The sequence below is a fragment of the Streptomyces sp. NEAU-W12 genome (genome assembly GCF_026242095.1).
Classification (GTDB): Bacteria; Actinomycetota; Actinomycetes; order Streptomycetales; family Streptomycetaceae; genus Streptomyces.
The window spans coordinates 219,552-239,346 of record NZ_JAPJDM010000001.1 but is presented as its reverse complement, the minus strand read 5'-3'; the positions used below and the strand labels follow the sequence as shown (position 1 = coordinate 239,346).

16 protein-coding genes are annotated in these 19,795 nt (G+C 67.2%); 7 read left to right on the top strand and 9 right to left on the bottom strand.

What is annotated here, in order from left to right:
• Positions 1-94: 94 nt before the first annotated feature.
• From ORI94_RS01045 to rpmH, 9 genes are all read right to left on the bottom strand, one after another.
• The gene (locus ORI94_RS01045; RefSeq protein ID WP_266071760.1) at positions 95-712 is read right to left on the bottom strand and encodes a GNAT family N-acetyltransferase; all 618 of its coding nucleotides are present in this window, start codon (positions 710-712) and stop codon (positions 95-97) included.
• A gap of 326 nt (positions 713-1,038) precedes the next feature.
• A complete protein-coding gene (locus ORI94_RS01040) occupies positions 1,039-2,139 on the bottom strand; it encodes a ParB/RepB/Spo0J family partition protein (protein ID WP_266071759.1) in 1,101 nt (366 codons plus the stop codon).
• On the bottom strand, positions 2,136-3,212 hold the full coding sequence (locus ORI94_RS01035; RefSeq protein ID WP_323056018.1) for a ParA family protein: 1,077 nt from the start codon (positions 3,210-3,212) through the stop codon (positions 2,136-2,138). Before ORI94_RS01035 ends, ORI94_RS01040 begins: the two co-directional genes overlap by 4 nt.
• 344 nt (positions 3,213-3,556) lie before the next feature.
• Entirely contained in the window at positions 3,557-4,276 is a 720-nt protein-coding gene (gene rsmG / locus ORI94_RS01030; RefSeq protein WP_266071758.1) for a 16S rRNA (guanine(527)-N(7))-methyltransferase RsmG, read from the bottom strand.
• 115 nt (positions 4,277-4,391) lie between these two features.
• A complete protein-coding gene (locus tag ORI94_RS01025; RefSeq protein WP_042163187.1) occupies positions 4,392-4,904 on the bottom strand; it encodes a protein jag in 513 nt (170 codons plus the stop codon).
• A 15-nt stretch (positions 4,905-4,919) separates the two neighbouring features.
• A complete protein-coding gene (gene yidC / locus ORI94_RS01020; RefSeq protein WP_266071757.1) occupies positions 4,920-6,191 on the bottom strand; it encodes a membrane protein insertase YidC in 1,272 nt (423 codons plus the stop codon).
• A gap of 3 nt (positions 6,192-6,194) precedes the next feature.
• A complete protein-coding gene (gene yidD, locus ORI94_RS01015; protein ID WP_266071756.1) occupies positions 6,195-6,566 on the bottom strand; it encodes a membrane protein insertion efficiency factor YidD in 372 nt (123 codons plus the stop codon).
• A complete protein-coding gene (rnpA, locus tag ORI94_RS01010) occupies positions 6,563-6,934 on the bottom strand; it encodes a ribonuclease P protein component (protein ID WP_078878016.1) in 372 nt (123 codons plus the stop codon). The genes yidD and rnpA overlap by 4 nt, the downstream gene beginning before the upstream one ends.
• A 21-nt stretch (positions 6,935-6,955) precedes the next feature.
• Positions 6,956-7,093, bottom strand: a complete 138-nt coding sequence (rpmH, locus tag ORI94_RS01005; RefSeq protein ID WP_042163181.1) for a 50S ribosomal protein L34 — start codon at positions 7,091-7,093, stop codon at positions 6,956-6,958.
• Positions 7,094-7,468: 375 nt separating this feature from the next.
• Here rpmH and dnaA point away from each other — a divergent pair, with 375 nt between their 5' ends.
• The 7 genes from dnaA to gyrA all read left to right on the top strand — a co-directional run bounded on the left by dnaA (position 7,469) and on the right by gyrA (position 19,788).
• Positions 7,469-9,433: a chromosomal replication initiator protein DnaA gene (gene dnaA, locus ORI94_RS01000; RefSeq protein WP_266071755.1), complete on the top strand. Its 1,965-nt coding sequence runs from the start codon at positions 7,469-7,471 to the stop codon at positions 9,431-9,433.
• A 1,087-nt stretch (positions 9,434-10,520) separates the two neighbouring features.
• Positions 10,521-11,651, top strand: a complete 1,131-nt coding sequence (dnaN, locus tag ORI94_RS00995) for a DNA polymerase III subunit beta (protein ID WP_042163176.1) — start codon at positions 10,521-10,523, stop codon at positions 11,649-11,651.
• 285 nt (positions 11,652-11,936) lie between these two features.
• The gene (gene gnd / locus ORI94_RS00990) at positions 11,937-12,812 is read left to right on the top strand and encodes a phosphogluconate dehydrogenase (NAD(+)-dependent, decarboxylating) (RefSeq protein WP_266071754.1); all 876 of its coding nucleotides are present in this window, start codon (positions 11,937-11,939) and stop codon (positions 12,810-12,812) included.
• A gap of 165 nt (positions 12,813-12,977) precedes the next feature.
• Positions 12,978-14,099: a DNA replication/repair protein RecF gene (recF, locus tag ORI94_RS00985; protein WP_266071753.1), complete on the top strand. Its 1,122-nt coding sequence runs from the start codon at positions 12,978-12,980 to the stop codon at positions 14,097-14,099.
• Entirely contained in the window at positions 14,096-14,650 is a 555-nt protein-coding gene (locus ORI94_RS00980) for a DUF721 domain-containing protein (protein WP_266071752.1), read from the top strand. Before recF ends, ORI94_RS00980 begins: the two co-directional genes overlap by 4 nt.
• 443 nt (positions 14,651-15,093) lie before the next feature.
• The gene (gene gyrB / locus ORI94_RS00975) at positions 15,094-17,154 is read left to right on the top strand and encodes a DNA topoisomerase (ATP-hydrolyzing) subunit B (protein ID WP_266071751.1); all 2,061 of its coding nucleotides are present in this window, start codon (positions 15,094-15,096) and stop codon (positions 17,152-17,154) included.
• Between the two features lie 42 nt (positions 17,155-17,196).
• Positions 17,197-19,788, top strand: a complete 2,592-nt coding sequence (gene gyrA, locus ORI94_RS00970; protein ID WP_266071750.1) for a DNA gyrase subunit A — start codon at positions 17,197-17,199, stop codon at positions 19,786-19,788.
• Positions 19,789-19,795: the final 7 nt, after the last annotated feature.

The window sequence follows — 19,795 nt, the reverse complement described above, 5'->3', positions numbered from 1 at the left end:
TGGCCCCCCCCCCGCCCCCGGGGGGGGTTTGTTCCCCGGTCCGCGGGGGGGGGCCCCCCCCCCGCCCCCCCCCCCTCCGCATTACCGGCCCCCGTCAGAGGGGGCGCAATGCCGGTTCCTTCTGGACAGCGCCAAGCAGGCGGTCCAACGCCATCTCGACGTCGTCCTTCCATGAGAGCGTCGTCCGCAGTTCCAGCCTGAGCCGGGGATACGTGGGGTGCTGACGGACCGTCTTGAATCCCACTGCCAGGAGATGGTCAGCGGGCAGCACACAGGCCGGCGCCTTCCAACGCGCGTCACCGAAGGCTTCGATCGCTTTGAACCCACGACGCAACAAGTCCTTCGCCACCGTCTGCACCATCACCCTGCCCAGTCCTTGGCCCTGATAGCCCGGCACGATGAACGCGGTCATCAACTGCACCGCATCGGGTGACACAGGGCTCGTGGGAAAGGCCGTGGCGCGCGGCACATAGGCGGGCGGGGCATAAAGAACGAAACCCGCGGGGACGTCATCCACATAGACGACTCTTCCGCACGATCCCCAGTCCAGCAGGACAGCGGAGATCCACGACTCCTTCTCGACCACCGACGTGCCCGCCTTTACCGCTGCCTCACCACTGACGGGGTCGAGCTCCCAGAAGACACACGAGCGACAGGTCTGCGGAAGGTCCTGAAGGTTGTCCAGCGTGAGCGGTACGAGCCGACGCCCCATGAAGCCTGTGCCTCGCTTCCTTCGTCTGCCGCCTCGCGGACGGTTTTCAGAGCGTGCCGCTCTTTGAGCAGGCTGCCGACGAACCCACCGAAGACGGCAACCGCCAGCCCTGTTCTCACCAGTCCAGTGCGGCTCATCATTCGCATGGCCCCTGCCTTGCGCTCAGAGATTCAGAGGTACGCCGGTGGATCGTCCCGTATGTGAATGCATCGTATCCATGAAGCGATTCCGTCGATACCGGCAAAAAGCAAAGGGCGGATCATGATCCGGCGCGTACCGGATATGATCCGCCTCTGGTCGGCTGTTCGACCGACCGAGCCGATGTCTCAGGAATCGCCCTCTGCGGCGTCGTCGTCCACGAGGCTCTTCTGCAGAACCGGCCCCTCCTCGGGAGCAAGCGTGCCGAGGATGCGCTCGAGATCCTCCATGGAGGCGAACTCGACGGTGATCTTTCCCTTCTTCTGCCCCAGGTCGACCTTCACTCGCGTCTCGAAGCGATCCGAGAGACGCGTGGCCAGATCTGACAGCGCCGGTGACACCAGGGCGCCCGCCCTCGGCCCCTTGGAGCGCGGTGCCTTCTGCGGGCCTGCCCCCATCAGGGTGACGATCTCCTCCACAGCCCGTACCGAGAGCCCTTCGGCCACGATCCGATGGGCCAGCCTGTCCTGTTCCTCGGAGTCCTCGACGGACAGCAGGGCCCGCGCATGTCCGGCGGAGAGGACGCCGGCAGCCACCCTGCTCTGGACCCTCGGCGAGAGCTTCAGCAGACGCAGGGTGTTGGACACCTGGGGGCGGGAGCGCCCGATACGGTCCGCCAGCTGGTCGTGGGTGCAGTTGAAGTCCTTGAGCAACTGGTCGTAGGCGGCTGCCTCTTCCAGCGGGTTCAACTGGGCCCGGTGCAGGTTCTCCAGAAGGGCGTCCAGAAGGAGCTTCTCGTCCTCCGTGGCCCGGACGATCGCCGGAATGACCTCGAGCCCCGCCAGGCGACAGGCCCGCCAACGGCGCTCACCCATGATGAGCTCGTAGTGCGTCGGCCCGACCTGCCGTACGACAACGGGCTGGAGGAGGCCGACCTCCTTGATGGACGTGACGAGCTCTGCCAGCGCGTCCTCGTCGAAGACCGCACGGGGCTGACGCGGGTTCGGCTTGATGGAATCGAGGGGGATCTCAGCGAAGTGTGCACCCAGGGGAGGCAGGGGAGTCTCCGCTGCGCCCTGGGGCGAGGGCTCCTTTGTTTCACGTGGAACAGAGGGCAGATCGGCCAGTTTCGCAGCGGCCACCCCGCGCTCGTTCGACACCACCGGCGAGCCGGTGGGAGGCATGGAAGCCGCGCCTCCCGCTATGGCCGGGGGGGCCAGCTTCTCTGTTGGGGCAGCAGGGATCAGCGCGCCGAGACCACGACCCAGCCCTCTCCGTCGCTCACTCACTGGACGCCCTCCACCATGCTCGGATCGTTCTGCTGTGCGCCGATGTGCGCGTTCGCTGCGTCATAGCTGACGCCTACGCCCCTCAATGCGATCTCTCGTGCCGCCTCGAGGTAGGAGAGGGCACCGCTCGATCCAGGATCGTAAGTCAGTACCGTCTGCCCATAACTCGGCGCCTCCGAGATGCGTACGGAGCGAGGAATGCTCGTCCGTAGCACCTCTTCACCGAAATGGCTGCGTACCTCGTCCGCGACCTGGGACGCGAGGCGCGTCCGGCCGTCGTACATGGTGAGCAGGATCGTCGATACATGCAGGGAGGGGTTGAGGTGCCCCCGTACCAGATCGACATTGCGGAGCAGCTGCCCCAGGCCTTCCAGCGCGTAATACTCGCACTGAATCGGGATCAGGACCTCCTGACCTGCCACCATCGCATTGACTGTCAGCAGGCCGAGCGACGGAGGGCAGTCGATGAGGACGTAGTCCAGAGGTTGCTCGTAGGCCTGGATCGCACGCTGCAGCCGGCTCTCCCGTGCCACCAGGGACACCAGCTCGATCTCCGCACCGGCAAGATCGATCGTGGCGGGGGCACAGAAAAGACCCTCCACATCAGGGACCGGCTGGACCACTTCTGCCAGCGGCCTGCTCTCGACCAACACGTCGTAGATGGAGGGAACCTCGGCGTGGTGATCGATACCCAAGGCCGTGGATGCGTTGCCCTGAGGGTCGAGGTCGATCACCAGGACCCGAGCCCCATGGAGCGCGAGCGACGCGGCAAGGTTGACGGTCGTCGTCGTCTTGCCGACGCCACCCTTCTGGTTGGCGACCACCATGAGGCGTGTCTGTTCAGGCCGCGGCAGGCCCTCGCCCGCGCGGCCCAGTGCGTCCACCGCCAGCTGGGCAGCACGCCCGATGGGAGCGTCGTCCATCGGAGGCGGTGTTTCACGTGAAACATCCGCCTCCATCGATTCGGTACGGGGACCGGGGACCGGGTCGGTCATCGGCCCCGCGATGTTGGCGTCGGACCGCAAGGATTCACTCTCCTCGACTTCAGGCTCGCAATGAACAGAGCCTCCCATGTCTTCGGGGTCGTGAACCAGTGAGGCTTTACGTTCTGTGGAGAAACCCACCTCTGTGGACAACTCCGCGCCCCCCAAGGGGGATGAACTCTCTTCGGGAACAGGACCCTCTCCGAGTGAACCGAGAGGCTTACGGTCGCGGGGTTCGGCCGCGGCTCGACCGCGACTGATGATGCCGTGCAGCAGGGAGCGACGTTTCACGTGAAACACGATGCACAGCAGCCGGGGCCGCGCTGCCGCGACACTCCGGCACGCAGAGGTTCGGCAGCTTGTGTGGAGTACGTCTGACCTCTCAGAGCGTATGCCTGACAGTCAGCCGTCCCGCCACAGGGCGTGCGTACCCATTATCCGCGCCGGCGCCGCACACGTCCCGTGCGGGCCGCCTTCGCACGTTTCGCCGCGAAGCGCACACCTCCAGGGCTTTCCCCGACCTCGACGCGCACGACCGTGGACATCGGATCCACCACGCCCTCACCCACATGCACAACCGATGTGGCCACTGCGCCGAGTTTGTTCAGAGCAGCGGTCGCGCTCTTCAGCTCCTCCTCGGCAGCATCACCCTTGAGTGCGAGCATCTCTCCGTAGGGTCGCAGCAGGGGGATGCCCCACGTGGCGAGACGGTCGAGTGGAGCCACAGCCCGCGCGGTCACCACATGCACCGGAGGCAGCGTTCCCATGACCTCCTCGGCTCGCCCACGGACGACCGTCACATGGTCCAGACCCAGCAGCTCCACGACTTCGGTCAGGAAGGTGGTACGCCGCAGCAGCGGTTCCAAAAGCGTGATCTTGAGATCCTCCCGGACCAGAGCCAAAGGAATGCCGGGCAGGCCGGCACCTGAGCCGACATCACACACCGTCACGCCCTCGGAGACGACCTCCGAGAGCACCGCACAGTTCAGCAGATGCCGCTCCCACAGCCGGGGCACCTCCCGCGGACCGATCAGACCACGCTGCACGCCCGCCTCAGCAAGCAGCTCCGCGTAACGCACCGCGTCCGCGAAGCGATCGCCAAACACTTCACGAGCCTGTTCGGGAGCGGGGGGGAGCTCTGCTGCCTCCGTCACGGTGCACCGTCCTTCCGTATGGTGCCGACGCACGGGCCGACACCACAGAACTATCAGGCTGACAAAATTCGGCCCCGTCTGCGCAACAGACGGGGCCGGTGGAACGTGGAACCGTTCAGGCGGGAAGCACGACAACGAAGCGCTGCGGCTCCTCGCCCTCGGACTCACTGCTCAGGCCGGCGGCCTTGACCGCGTCGTGCACGACCTTGCGCTCGAACGGCGTCATCGGGTCGAGCTTCACGGGCTCACCGCTGCTTCTGGCCTCGGCGGCCGCCTTCGCGCCGAGCTCGGACAGCTCGGCCCGCTTCTTGGCACGGTATTCCGCGATGTCGAGCATCAGCCGACTGCGGTCACCGGTCTCACGGTGCACGGCCAGGCGCGTGAGCTCCTGGAGCGCTTCGAGTACCTCGCCGTCACGACCGACCAGCTTCTGCAGGTCACGGCCGGACGAGTCACTGATGATCGAGACAGAGGCACGGTCGGCCTCGACGTCCATGTCGATGTCACCGTCGAGGTCGGCGATGTCGAGCAGACCCTCGAGGTAGTCCGCTGCGATCTCGCCCTCCTGCTCCAAGCGGGTCAGGGTATCTACGCCCTCGGCAGCGGCGGAGGTGGTGCCTTCCGTCACGGGATGGACTCCTTCTTACTTCTTGGACGGGGACTTGGGCCGCTGCGGGCCCTTGCGCTGTCCGGACTGGGCCTTGCTGCGGGTGCTTCCGCCGGGCTTCGCGTTGCCCTTCTTGGCAGGGGCGGCGGGCTTGACGTCGTCCTGGGGTTCCTCGGCCTTGGTCAGCGAGAGGGACTCACCGGCTGCCTTCGCCGCACCGCCCTGGCGCTGGGACTTGCTCTGCCGCTTGGGCTGCTGCCGCTTCGCGGCCTGGACCGCGGTCGGGGCACCGTCCTCCGCCTGGGCGGCGGCCGTGGCGTCGCTCTTGATCACCGCGCCGTCGGTCTGGGCCGCGAGACCCGCCTTGTTCAGCCCGTTGATGAACTTGCGCTCGTATTCGTTGCGGTCCCGGCCCTTGGCGACGATGGCCTTGACGATGGCACGCTCACGGCGGTTACGGGTCTTGCCGTGCCGGGTGACGGTCTTGGAGAAGCGCTCCAGGTAAGCGGCCTGTGCCTTGGAACCCGGCGTCGGGTTGTTGTGGATGACGTACATCTGCTGGCCCATGGTCCACACGTTGGTGGTCAGCCAGTAGACGAGGACACCGACGGGGAAGTTGATACCGAAGACGGCGAAGATGACGGGGAAGACGTACATCAGCATCTTCTGCTGCTGCATGAACGGCGTCTTCACCGTGGTGTCGACGTTCTTCGTCATCAGCTGGCGCTGCGTGTAGAACTGCGACAGCGACATCAACACGATCATGAGCGCCGTGATGATGCGCACATCGGTCAGGGAGGCGTTGAGGGCCTCGACCTTGTCCGCGTTGTCCGTGAACTTCGCCGCGAGCGGGGCACCGAAAATGTGCGCCTTCTGCGCGCTTTCCAGCAGACGTTCGTTGATCACGCCGACGGTGTCGTTGGACGCGATGCTGTTGAGCACGTGGTACAGGGCGAAGAAGAACGGGGACTGCGCCAGGATGGGAAGGCACGAGGAGAGCGGGTTGGTGCCCGCATCCTTGTACAGCTTCATCATTTCTTCGGACTGGCGCTGCTTGTCGTTCTTGTAGCGCTCCTGGATCTTCTTCATCTCCGGCTGGAGCGTCTGCATCGCGCGCGTCGCCTTGATCTGCTTCACGAAGAGCGGGATCAGGCAGATACGGATCAGAATCACCAGGGACACGATGGACAGGCCCCAGGCCCATCCGGTGTCCGGGCCGAAGAGGGCCCCGTACACGCTGTGGAACTGGACGATGACCCAGGAGACAGGTGTCGTGATGAAGCTGAAGAGGCTGGCAATCGTGTCCACTAATCATGCTCCTTGGGCATGGGGCGAGGTCTCTGCGGCCGGACTCGCAGAACTCGGACCCACGGGAGGGGTCCGTCCTTCGGTGGCCGGTTCGGCGGAGGCGGGCCCGCCCTTGCGTGCACGCCAGGCGTTACGCAGCATTTCGTGCCACCGCGGGCGCTTGCGCGGCGGGACATGGTCCACGCCGCCCAGTGACCACGGATTGCACCGCAGGATGCGCCAAGCCGTGAGTGCTGTGCCCTTGACGGCACCGTGCCGGTCGATGGCCGTGTAGCCGTAATGGGAACACGACGGGTAGTACTTGCACACAGGCCCGAGCAGAGGACTGATCGTCCACTGATAGAGCTTGATCAGGACCAGCAGCGGGTACTTCATCGCGTGCCCCCTCCCAGCAACCGCTGAAGAGCGGCATCCAGGTCTTGGGCCAGTTGTGCATGGTCGGCGTCACCCGCTCCGGGCAGCGCTCGTACGACTACCAGGCTACCGGGGGGCAGCAGGGCGACTCGATCGCGCATCAGGTGGCGAAGCCTGCGCTTCACCTTGTTCCGCACGACCGCGCCACCCACCGCCTTGCTTACGACGAAACCCGCACGCGTCGGGGCAGCGTTCTGCCCAGGCGCATGCGGGTCCGTGACACCGCTGCGTAGATGTACGACGAGGTGCCGGCTTCCGGCCCGGCGCCCCCGTCGTACCGCGGTCGCGAAGTCCTCGCGCAGCCTCAGCCGGTTCTCGGTGGGCAGCACGACGTCATGACCTGATCAGGATCAGGCGGACAGACGGGTGCGACCCTTGACACGGCGGGACGCGAGAATCGCGCGGCCGGCACGGGTGCGCATACGCAGCCGGAAGCCGTGGGTCTTGGCGCGACGACGGTTGTTCGGCTGGAAGGTGCGCTTGCTCACTCGGGGGCTCCAGAAAGAGTTCGTAGATTGCGGGGTGCCGTCCTGGCTGTCACCGTGCGCCCACGAGTAGCTCGCGTTACGCCCGAGTGCACCGCTGACCGATCATCTTGCGCGATCTGTGCCCATCGGAGGCAGGCGGCAGCAGCCATCGACAACTCGACCTCGTCACGGTACGCGCGGCTGCGCCATTCGGTCAAACCAGCCACCGCCGGGAGACACTTGTCCACAGGCTGGGGACAACAACTTGAACCGTACCGGCCGCCCTGACTACCGTGGCCGAACTCCGATTCGTTCCTTTGTCCCTCCAGCACCCCCTTGAGAACCCAACCCGTCCCTGAACCACACGTTCGAGGGACCTGTGAGAGAGCGTGCCCTGTGGCTGACGTACCTGCCGATCTTGCCGCAGTGTGGCCACGCGTATTGGAGCAGCTCCTCGGAGAGGGCCGGGGCCAGGGAGTGGAGGGAAAGGACGAACACTGGATCCGGCGCTGCCAGCCATTGGCGCTGGTCGCCGACACCGCCCTGCTCGCCGTGCCGAACGAGTTCGCCAAGGGCGTCCTCGAGGGCCGTCTGGCACCAGTCGTCAGCGAGAGCCTGAGCCGCGAGTGCGGGCGCCCCATCCGTATCGCCATCACCGTCGACGACTCCGCGGGAGAGCCTCCGGCCCCGCTCGCGCCCCGCCCTCAGCCGCGCTACGAGGAACCCGAACTCCCGCCGGCCCGGCAGGACCGTCCGGACAGGCAGGAGCGCCAGGAGCGCGAACAGTACGACCATTACGAAAGCTACGAGGGCTACGGCCGACGCCGCGCCGACCAGCGTCCCGGACCACCGGGCGACCAGCTCCCCACCGCCCGCCCGGCCTACCCCTCGGAGTACCAGCGCCCGGAACCCGGCTCCTGGCCTCGCCCGGCGCAGGACGAATACAGCTGGCAGCAGCAGCGCCTCGGCTTCCCGGACGGTGATCCTTACGCCTCCCCGTCCCAGGAGACGTACGGCTCCCAGGACGGCTACGGCGGCGCGCCCTCGCAGGACTACCGCCCGCAGCCGCTGGAACGTCCGTCCTACGACCAGCAGCGCTCCGACTACGAGACATCACGCACGGAGTACGACCGCAAGGACTACGACCGCAAGGACTACAACCGCGGTGACTACGACCAGCGCGACGCAGTCCGTCGCGAGCTGCCGGAGCCTCCCTCCGGCACCGGTCACGTCCATCGTGGAGGTCCCGTCGGCCCGAACCTGCCCGCCAGTGGCGCCCCGGGCCCGCTGGCAGCGCAGCCCGCGCCGGCGACCGGTCCCGGTGAACCGACCGCCCGGCTGAACCCGAAGTACCTCTTCGACACCTTCGTCATCGGCGCTTCCAACCGCTTCGCACACGCGGCGGCGGTGGCGGTGGCCGAGGCACCCGCGAAGGCCTACAACCCTCTCTTCATCTACGGGGAGTCCGGGCTCGGCAAGACGCACCTGCTGCACGCGATCGGGCACTACGCACGCAGTCTCTATCCCGGCACCCGGGTGCGGTACGTGAGCTCGGAGGAGTTCACCAACGAATTCATCAACTCCATCCGCGACGGCAAGGGCGACAGCTTCCGCAAGCGGTACCGGGAGATGGACATCCTGCTGGTCGACGACATCCAGTTCCTCGCGGACAAGGAGTCGACGCAGGAGGAGTTCTTCCACACCTTCAACACACTGCACAACGCCAACAAGCAGATCGTGCTCTCCAGTGACCGGCCGCCCAAGCAGCTGGTCACGCTGGAGGACCGGCTGCGCAACCGTTTCGAGTGGGGCCTGATCACCGACGTCCAGCCGCCGGAGCTGGAGACGCGGATCGCGATCCTGCGCAAGAAGGCGGTGCAGGAGCAGCTCAACGCCCCGCCGGAGGTACTGGAGTTCATCGCCTCCCGTATCTCGCGGAACATCCGTGAGCTGGAGGGCGCGCTGATCCGGGTGACGGCCTTCGCCTCGCTCAACCGGCAGCCGGTGGACCTCGGGCTGACCGAGATCGTCCTGAAGGACCTGATGCCCGGCGGGGACGACTCCGCGCCGGAGATCACCTCGACGGCCATCATGGGCGCGACCGCCGACTACTTCGGGCTCACGGTCGAGGACCTCTGCGGCACCTCGCGCGGACGCGCGCTGGTGACCGCGCGGCAGATCGCGATGTACCTGTGCCGTGAGCTGACCGACCTGTCGCTGCCGAAGATCGGCGCGCTGTTCGGGGGCCGTGACCATACGACGGTGATGCACGCGGACCGGAAGATCCGCAATCTGATGGCGGAGCGGCGCTCCATCTACAACCAGGTCACCGAACTCACCAACCGCATCAAGGCCGGCTAGGCACTCACAGAGTGCCCGTCGCGGCACGAGGGGGTCCCACGCCCGTGCACAGCAGCCGGAGGGCTTCCTCCCTCCGAGGTCGGCTCGGCCCCCAATTCGTCATGCCGCGAGGGGGGGGGGCCCCCCCGGACCACCCCCGGGGGCCCCCCTTCCGTGTCGTCCGCAGCCGGGCCCGCCGACCCTCCCCCTCCTCCGTCTCCTCCTGTCCTCCTGTCCTCCTGTCCTCCTGTCCTCCTGTCCTCCTGTCCTCCGTCGAGTCTCTGTCAGGCCGCGTCGACCGCGCCGTCCTCGAGCCCTCGTCCGCTGTTCGATTTCGGCGCCGGGTTACGGCCTTCCTCCACAGATTCGTCAAGTTTTTCCCGTCCACATCCTGGGGACCGCAAAGTTGTCCCGATCCTGTCCACAGGACCGCCAAACGGGGGACGATCAAGCCAGGTCAACCGGCTGTGGATTCGTGGACAAGCGGTCCTCACAGGCTGTGGACAGAACGATGATCCACAGCCTGTGCACAAAGTTTTCCACAGGTGATCCACAGGCTGAGCCTGCTTGTCCCCAGCGATCATGCGCTTCTCCACACGCCTGTCCACTGTTCGGCAACGTGGCGCGCCTCCTCACCGGGTCGAGTGAAAGGCGTCACACCAAGGTGCCGAGGGGGCCTGTGGGAAAGACCGGCAAACCTGGGGACAGAGCTGGGGACAACTTGGCTCAACCTGTGCACGGGGTGTGCAGAACTTTCTGTTCTCCACAGAAACCCCGAGTTGTCCACCGGCTCCGCCCACAGGGGCGGTGGACAAAATCTGGGCTCTGAGCTGGGAAAACAAGGTTATCCACGGTATCCACAGGCCCTACTACTACTCCCAACTAGAGAGAGTGAGGAATCCGTTTCGAAGAGGGTCCTGTGCACAACTCACCGCTTCGCCGCCGACTGCCCCTCGTCACGACTTGACCCCGAGGGGCGCCTACTGTCAGTGCGGTGCGTCAGACTGTTCCCGGTGTCCTTCCCCTCCCAGAGGCCGACGACACCGAGTCAGATGACGAAGGCGAAGCAGGGCGCGAGAACGCCGGCAACAGCAGGAGGCGGCTTACGGTGAAGATCCGGGTGGAACGCGACGTACTCGCGGAGGCAGTGGCCTGGGCGGCGCGCAGCCTCCCGGCCCGTCCGCCGGCGCCGGTCCTCGCAGGCCTGCTGCTGAAGGCCGAGGCGGGACAGCTGAGCCTGTCCAGCTTCGACTACGAGGTCTCCGCGCGGGTCTCGGTGGAGGCGGAGGTCGAGGAGGAGGGCACGGTTCTCGTCTCGGGCCGACTGCTCGCCGACATCTCCCGCGCCCTGCCGAACCGGCCGGTGGAGATTTCCACGGACGGTGTGCGGGCGACGGTGGTCTGCGGCTCCTCGCGGTTCACGCTCCACACGCTGCCGGTGGAGGAGTACCCGGCCCTGCCGCAGATGCCGAACGCGACGGGCACGGTTCCCGGCGAGGTCTTCGCGTCCGCCGTGCAGCAGGTCGCCATCGCGGCAGGCCGCGACGACACCCTGCCCGTCCTGACCGGTGTCCGCATCGAGATCGAGGGCGACACGGTGACGCTGGCCTCCACCGACCGCTACCGCTTCGCGGTCCGGGAGTTCCTGTGGAAGCCGGAGAACCCGGAGGCCTCGGCCGTCGCCCTGGTCCCGGCCAAGACGCTCCTGGACACTGCCAAGGCGCTGACCAGCGGTGACCAGGTGATCCTGGCTCTGTCCGGCTCGGGTGCGGGGGAAGGCCTGATCGGATTCGAAGGCGCGGGCCGACGCACGACCACACGGCTGCTGGAGGGTGACCTCCCGAAGTACCGCACGCTGTTCCCGACCGAGTTCAACAGCGTCGCCGTCATCGAGACCGCCCCCTTCGTGGAGGCCGTCAAGCGTGTGGCCCTGGTCGCCGAGCGCAACACCCCGGTGCGGCTCAGCTTCGAGCAGGGAGTGCTTATCCTGGAGGCCGGTTCCAGCGACGACGCACAGGCTGTGGAAAGGGTCGACGCGCAGCTGGAGGGCGACGACATCTCGATCGCCTTCAACCCCACGTTCCTGCTGGACGGCCTGAGCGCCATCGACTCCCCGGTGGCCCAGCTGTCGTTCACCACGTCCACCAAGCCCGCCCTGCTCAGCGGCAGGCCTGCGGTGGACGCGGAGGCGGACGACGCCTACAAGTACCTGATCATGCCGGTGCGACTCAGCGGCTGAGCTCGCCCGCCTGTCCGTGGCCGCCCGCGTCGGTCCACAGGTGTGGAGTGCTTCCGGGCCCGGTGGACAACGGACCGCGCGTGTGGGTACCGGATCGCACCGGACCCGGAAGGGGCGGAAGGCGGCTGGTCGGCCGACGCGGGTGAAACCGCAGGTAAGGGCGTACGCCTGAGCGCGTATGCCCACAGATGTGCGTGAGCGCCCGGGTTTAGGGTCGGTGCGGTACGTAAGTGCCGCGGCACACTCGTGCCGCCACGCCACGTCGCAACCTAAGGAACACAACTGATGGAGCTCGGTCTCGTCGGCCTCGGCAAGATGGGCGGCAACATGCGCGAGCGGATTCGCCGCGCGGGCCACACCGTCCTCGGATACGACCGCAACCCGGACCTCGCCGATGTCCACAGCCTGGAAGAACTGGTGGGCAAGCTCAAGGGCCCGCGTGTGGTCTGGGTGATGGTCCCGGCAGGCGAGGCCACCCAGTCGACCATCGACGAACTCGCGGTGCTGCTGCAGCCCGGCGATGTCGTCGTGGACGGCGGCAACTCCCGCTGGACCGACGACGAGAAGCACGCCGGGGAACTGGCGGCCAAGGGCATAGGCTTCGTCGACTGCGGTGTCTCCGGCGGCGTCTGGGGCCTGGAGAACGGCTACGCGCTGATGTACGGCGGCGACAAGGAACACGTCGCCAAGGTGCAGCCGGTTTTCGACGCCCTCAAGCCGGAGGGCGACTTCGGCTCGGTGCACGCCGGCAAGGTCGGCGCCGGCCACTTCGCCAAGATGGTCCACAACGGCATCGAGTACGCGATGATGCAGGCCTATGCCGAGGGCTGGGAGCTGCTGGAGAAGGTCGACTCGGTGACCGATGTCCGGGAGGTCTTCCGCTCCTGGCAGGAGGGCACGGTCATCCGCTCCTGGCTGCTCGACCTCGCGGTGAACGCACTGCACGAGGACGAGCACCTGGAGGACCTCCGGGGATACGCGCAGGACTCCGGTGAGGGACGCTGGACCGTGGAGGCCGCGATCGACAACGCGGTCCCGCTGCCGGCGATCACCGCGTCACTGTTCGCGCGGTTCTCCTCCCGCCAGGAGGACTCGCCGCAGATGAAGATGATCGCGGCGCTGCGCAACCAGTTCGGCGGCCACGCGGTCGAGAAGAAGTAACCCGCGGAGAGGTAATCCACGGAGAGGCAACCCGTGGAGAAGTAGTCCACGGAGCAGCCGGAGCAGCCACGGGCTGATCGGTCAGGGCCGTTCCGGGGCTGCCGTCCACAGGACCCACAGGGCCGCACGACGGTCCACAACGCCGGGGGAGGTCGGCGAACGATCATGCATGTCACGCATCTGTCGCTGGCCGATTTCCGGTCCTATCCCCGGGTCGAGGTCCCGCTCGACCCGGGGGTCACGGCCTTCGTCGGCCCCAATGGGCAGGGCAAGACGAACCTCGTCGAGGCGGTCGGCTATCTCGCCACCCTCGGCAGCCACCGTGTCTCCTCCGACGCCCCGCTGGTCCGCATGGGCGCCGAGCGCGCAATCATCCGGGCCCAGGTCCGACAGGGCGAGCGGCAGCAGCTCGTCGAGCTGGAGCTGAACCCGGGCCGCGCCAACCGCGCCCGGATCAACAGGTCCTCGCAGGTCAGGCCCCGGGACGTGCTGGGGATCGTCCGCACGGTCCTGTTCGCGCCCGAGGACCTGGCCCTGGTCAAGGGCGATCCCGGTGAGCGGCGTCGTTTCCTGGACGAGCTGATCACCGCCCGTTCCCCGCGCATGGCCGGCGTCCGTTCCGACTACGACCGTGTCCTCAAACAGCGCAACACGCTGCTGAAGTCGGCCGCGCTGGCCCGCCGCCACGGCGGGCGCACCATGGACCTGTCCACCCTCGACGTCTGGGACCAGCATCTCGCGCGTGTGGGTGCCGAACTGCTGGCCCAGCGGCTGGATCTGATCGCCGCGATCCAGCCACTCGCCGACAAGGCGTACGAACAGCTCGCGCCGGGCGGTGGTCCCGTCGCGCTGGAGTACAAGCCGTCGGCCCCCGGGGAGGCGCACACGCGCGAGGACCTGTTCGAGCAGATGTCGGCCGCGCTCGCCGAGGCGCGCAAGCAGGAGGTCGAACGGGGCGTCACCCTGGTCGGCCCGCACCGCGACGATCTGCTGCTCAACCTGGGCCGGCTGCCGGCCAAGGGCTATGCCTCCCACGGCGAGTCCTGGTCCTACGCGCTGGCGCTGCGCCTGGCCTCCTACGACCTGTTGCGTGCCGAGGGCAACGAGCCGGTGCTGGTCCTCGACGACGTCTTCGCCGAGCTGGACACCCGCCGTCGTGAGCGTCTCGCCGAGCTGGTCGCGCCCGGCGAGCAGGTGCTGGTGACCGCGGCCGTCGACGACGACGTCCCCCATGTGCTGTCGGGGACGCGGTTCGCGGTGGCCGAGGGGGCGGTGGAGCGGGTATGAGCGAGGCCGACGGGCCCGAGGGCACCCCCGTGGGAGCTCAGGAGGCGACTTCCGAGCCCTCGGGTGTCGACCTGGCGCGTGTGGCGTTGCGTGCGGCGAAGGAGGCGGCACGCGCGCGCGGAGACGTGGCGCAGCAGAAGAAGCTGGCACGGCGCGGTGGCCTGCGCTCGGGTGCGCGCGGGGACCGGCGCGATCCCATGGCGCTCGGCGCGGCGATCAACCGGTTGCTCACCGAGCGCGGCTGGGAGGCCCCGGCCGCGGTGGGCGGTGTGATGGGGCGCTGGCCGGAGATCGTCGGTGAGGACGTGGCCAAGCACTGCGAGCCGGAGCGTTACGACGAGGACGAGCGGGTCCTGGTCGTGCGCTGCGACTCCACCGCGTGGGCGACGAATCTGCGGCTGCTCGCCCCGACCCTGGTCGCCCGGTTGAACGAGGACCTGGGCCACGGCACGGTGAGGCTGATCAAGGTCAACGGACCGGGTGGTCCGGCTCGCCGTTACGGCCCGCTGCGCGCCCCCGGGAGCACCGGTCCGGGTGACACATACGGGTGACCGGGGCCTGTTCAAGGCTGTTTTCCAGGCTTCCCACGCCGTGGTGACCGACGTCACACCGAGGGGTTCCGGGGGTGTGTCCGGCCCCGGGGCGCCCCTTTCGTCGCGCCCCGGGCGGGGGGCCGGATCGTCACCTGACTCGTAAGTAGCCAAGGGTGGAGGGCCGGAAGCGCTGGGTGCCCTCGTGAGCCTCTTGGAGCCCCCATCCGCATATCCGGGAGTCGGACGAGACCGGTTGAGGGCGGCACATGCGGACTCAGGTACCGGCAAACCCCCATCGATGTCCGCGCTACCGGTAGACTGGAGGCAATCCCGCCCCGATCGTGGGGACCGCCCGGGAAAAGCTGAGCAACGCTGATCAAGGCTTATCAACGCAACATGCCGCAGCCGCTCCGGCAACCCGCCGCCGAGCCTGGCTCGTGGTGTGCCAGAAAGGGCGCTTCGTGGCCGATTCCGGCAACCCCAACGAGAACATCCCGTCCACCGACACCGGCGCGCAGAACGAGGCGACCGCCCTCAACGGCGGGATCACCGCTTCGTACGACGCCAGTGCCATCACCGTCCTCGAGGGTCTGGACGCGGTCCGCAAGCGACCCGGCATGTACATCGGCTCGACCGGTGAACGAGGGCTGCACCACTTGGTGCAGGAGGTGGTCGACAACTCCGTCGACGAGGCGCTGGCCGGGCACGCGGACACGATCGACGTGACGGTCCTGGCCGACGGCGGTGTCCGGGTCGTCGACAACGGCCGCGGCATCCCGGTGGACATCGTCCCCTCGGAGAACAAGCCGGCCGTCGAGGTCGTGCTGACCGTGCTGCACGCGGGCGGCAAGTTCGGCGGCGGTGGATACGCGGTCTCCGGCGGCCTGCACGGCGTCGGTGTCTCCGTGGTGAACGCCCTGTCGAGCAGGGTCTCCGTGGAGATCAAACGCGACGGGCACCGCTGGACGCAGGACTACAAGATGGGCGTCCCCACGGCTCCGCTGGTCCAGCAGGAGGCCACGGACGAGACCGGGACCACGGTCACCTTCTGGGCGGACCCGGACATCTTCGAGACCACCGATTACTCCTTCGAGACGCTGTCGCGGCGCTTCCAGGAGATGGCGTTCCTCAACAAGGGCCTGCGGATCAACCTCACCGACGAGCGCGAGTCGGCGAAGGCGACCGCCGGGGCGGACGAGGCGGGCGAGGACGAGAAGTACGAGGTCAAGGCCGTCTCGTACCACTACGAGGGCGGCATCATCGACTTCGTGAAGTACCTCAACTCGCGCAAGGGCGACGTGGTGCACCCCACCGTGATCGACCTCGAGGCCGAGGACAAGGAGAAGCTCCTGTCCCTCGAGGTCGCCATGCAGTGGAACAGCGGCTACACCGAGGGCGTCTACTCCTTCGCCAACATCATCCACACCCATGAGGGCGGTACGCACGAAGAGGGCTTCCGCGCGGCGCTCACCTCGCTCATCAACAAGTACGCGCGCGACAAGAGGCTGCTGCGCGAGAAGGACGACAACCTCACGGGCGACGACATCCGCGAGGGTCTGACCGCGATCATCTCGGTCAAGCTGAGCGAGCCCCAGTTCGAGGGCCAGACCAAGACCAAGCTCGGCAACACCGAGGTGAAGACCTTCGTCCAGAAGGTCGTCTACGAGCACCTGGCGGACTGGCTGGACCGCAACCCCAACGAGGCCGCGGACATCATCCGCAAGGGCATCGCGGCGGCCACCGCGCGTGTGGCGGCCCGCAAGGCCCGCGACCTCACCCGTCGCAAGGGCCTGCTGGAGTCGGCGTCCCTGCCGGGCAAGCTCTCGGACTGCCAGTCGAACGACCCCATCAAGTGCGAGATCTTCATCGTCGAGGGCGACTCCGCCGGCGGTTCGGCCAAGTCCGGCCGGAATCCGCAGTACCAGGCGATCCTCCCGATCCGGGGCAAGATCCTCAACGTCGAGAAGGCACGCATCGACCGGATCCTGCAGAACCAGGAGATCCAGGCGATGATCTCCGCGTTCGGTACCGGTGTGCACGAGGACTTCGACATCGAGAAGCTCCGCTATCACAAGATCATCTTGATGGCGGACGCCGACGTCGACGGCCAGCACATCAACACCCTGCTGCTGACGTTCCTGTTCCGCTTCATGCGGCCGCTGGTCGAGGCCGGGCACGTGTTCCTCTCCCGCCCCCCGCTCTACAAGATCAAGTGGGGCCGGGACGACTTCGAGTACGCGTACTCCGACCGTGAGCGCGACGCGCTGATCGAGCTGGGCCGCCAGACCGGCAAGCGTATCCGTGAGGACTCCGTCCAGCGCTTCAAGGGTCTCGGCGAGATGAACGCCGAGGAACTGCGCATCACCACGATGGACCAGGAGCACCGCGTCCTCGGACAGGTCACCCTGGACGACGCCGCGCAGGCCGACGACCTGTTCTCCGTCCTCATGGGCGAGGACGTGGAGGCCCGCCGCCAGTTCATCCAGCGCAATGCCAAGGACGTCCGCTTCCTCGACATCTGAGTCGGTCTCAGCTGACCGCACCAGGAAGGATCTTCACCAGCAATGACCGACGAGAACACTCCCGTCACGCCCGAAGAGGACGGCCTCGCCCTGCGCGTCGAGCCCGTCGGGCTCGAGACGGAGATGCAGCGTTCGTACCTCGACTACGCGATGTCCGTCATCGTCTCGCGCGCGCTGCCGGACGTCCGTGACGGCCTCAAGCCCGTTCACCGCCGTGTGCTGTACGCCATGTACGACGGCGGATACCGGCCCGAGCGCGGCTTCTACAAGTGCGCGCGCGTCGTCGGCGACGTCATGGGCAACTACCACCCGCACGGCGACTCCTCGATCTACGACGCGCTGGTCCGCCTCGCGCAGCCGTGGTCGATGCGGATGCCTCTGGTGGACTCCAACGGCAACTTCGGCTCCCCGGGCAACGACCCGGCCGCCGCCATGCGGTACACCGAGTGCAAGATGGCGCCGCTGTCGATGGAGATGGTCCGCGACATCGACGAGGAGACCGTCGACTTCACGGACAACTACGACGGCCGCTCCCAGGAGCCGACCGTCCTGCCGGCCCGCTTCCCGAACCTGCTGATCAACGGATCGGCCGGCATCGCGGTCGGTATGGCGACCAACATTCCGCCGCACAACCTGCGTGAGGTCGCGGCCGGCGCCCAGTGGTACCTGGAGCACCACGAGGCGTCGAACGAGGAGCTGCTCGACGCGCTCATCGAGCGGATCAAGGGCCCCGACTTCCCGACCGGCGCCCTGGTGGTGGGCCGCAAGGGCATCGAGGAGGCGTACCGGACGGGCCGCGGCTCGATCACCATGCGCGCGGTGGTCGCGGTCGAGGAGATCCAGAACCGCCAGTGCCTGGTGGTCACCGAGCTGCCGTACCAGACCAACCCCGACAACCTCGCGCAGAAGATCGCCGACCTGGTGAAGGACGGCAAGGTCGGCGGCATCGCGGACGTCCGCGACGAGACGTCGTCCCGCACCGGCCAGCGCCTGGTCATCGTGCTCAAGCGGGACGCGGTCGCCAAGGTCGTCCTGAACAACCTCTACAAGCACACCGACCTGCAGACGAACTTCGGCGCCAACATGCTGGCCCTGGTCGACGGCGTGCCCCGCACGCTCTCCCTGGACGCGTTCATCCGCCACTGGGTGAACCACCAGATCGAGGTCGTCGTCCGCCGTACGCGCTTCAGGCTGCGCAAGGCCGAGGAGCGCGCGCACATCCTGCGGGGCCTGCTGAAGGCCCTGGACGCCATCGACGAGGTCATCGCGCTGATCCGGCGCAGTGACACCGCCGAGATCGCGCGCGGGGGCCTGATGGGCCTCCTGCAGATCGACGAGATCCAGGCCAACGCGATCCTGGAGATGCAGCTCCGCCGACTGGCGGCACTGGAACGCCAGAAGATCGTCCAGGAGCACGACGAACTCCAGACGAAGATCAACGAGTACAACGAGATCCTCGCCTCCCCCGCCCGCCAGCGCGGGATCGTCAGCGCGGAACTGGCCGCACTGGTCGAGAAGTACGGTGACGACCGCAAGACGAAGCTGATCCCCTATGAAGGCGACATGTCCATCGAGGACCTGATCGCCGAGGAGGACATCGTCGTCACGGTCACGCGCGGTGGCTACATCAAGCGCACCAAGACCGACGACTACCGGGCCCAGAAGCGGGGCGGCAAGGGCGTACGGGGCGCGAAGCTGAAGGAAGACGACATCGTCAACCACTTCTTCGTGTCCACCACGCACCACTGGCTGCTGTTCTTCACCAACAAGGGCCGGGTCTACCGGGCGAAGGCGTACGAGCTGCCCGACGCCGGCCGGGACGCGCGCGGCCAGCACGTGGCGAACCTGCTGGCCTTCCAGCCGGACGAGGCGATCGCCCAGATCCTCGCGATCCGCGACTACGAGGCGGTGCCCTACCTGGTCCTTGCCACGAAGGCGGGCCTGGTGAAGAAGACGCCGCTGAAGGACTACGATTCGCCGCGCTCGGGTGGTGTGATCGCGATCAACCTGCGGGAGCAGGAGGACGGTTCCGACGATGAACTGATCGGGGCCGAACTTGTCTCGTCGGATGATGATCTACTACTGATCAGCAAGAAGGCGCAGTCGATCCGGTTCACCGCGACCGATGAAACTTTGCGGCCCATGGGCCGTGCGACTTCGGGTGTAAAGGGCATGAGTTTCCGCGAAGAGGACGAACTGCTCTCGATGAATGTCGTTCGACCCGGTACGTTCGTGTTCACTGCCACAGACGGCGGGTACGCGAAGCGGACCGCTGTCGACGAGTACCGCGTCCAGGGTCGCGGCGGCCTCGGCATCAAGGCTGCCAAGATCGTCGAGGATCGTGGGACTCTCGTCGGTGCGCTGGTGGTCGAGGAGACCGACGAGATCCTCGCCATCACGCTGTCGGGCGGTGTGATCCGTACGCGAGTCAGCGGGGTCAGGGAGACGGGCCGTGACACCATGGGCGTCCAACTGATCAATCTGGGCAAGCGCGATGCCGTGGTCGGCATCGCCCGTAACGCCGAGGCGGGACGCGAGGCGGAGGAAGTCGACGGCGACGTGGCCGTGGACGAGACCGATGAAGATGCCGTGACCACCGGCACGGCCGAGGGCGAGGCGCCCCCGGCCGAGTAGCACGAGG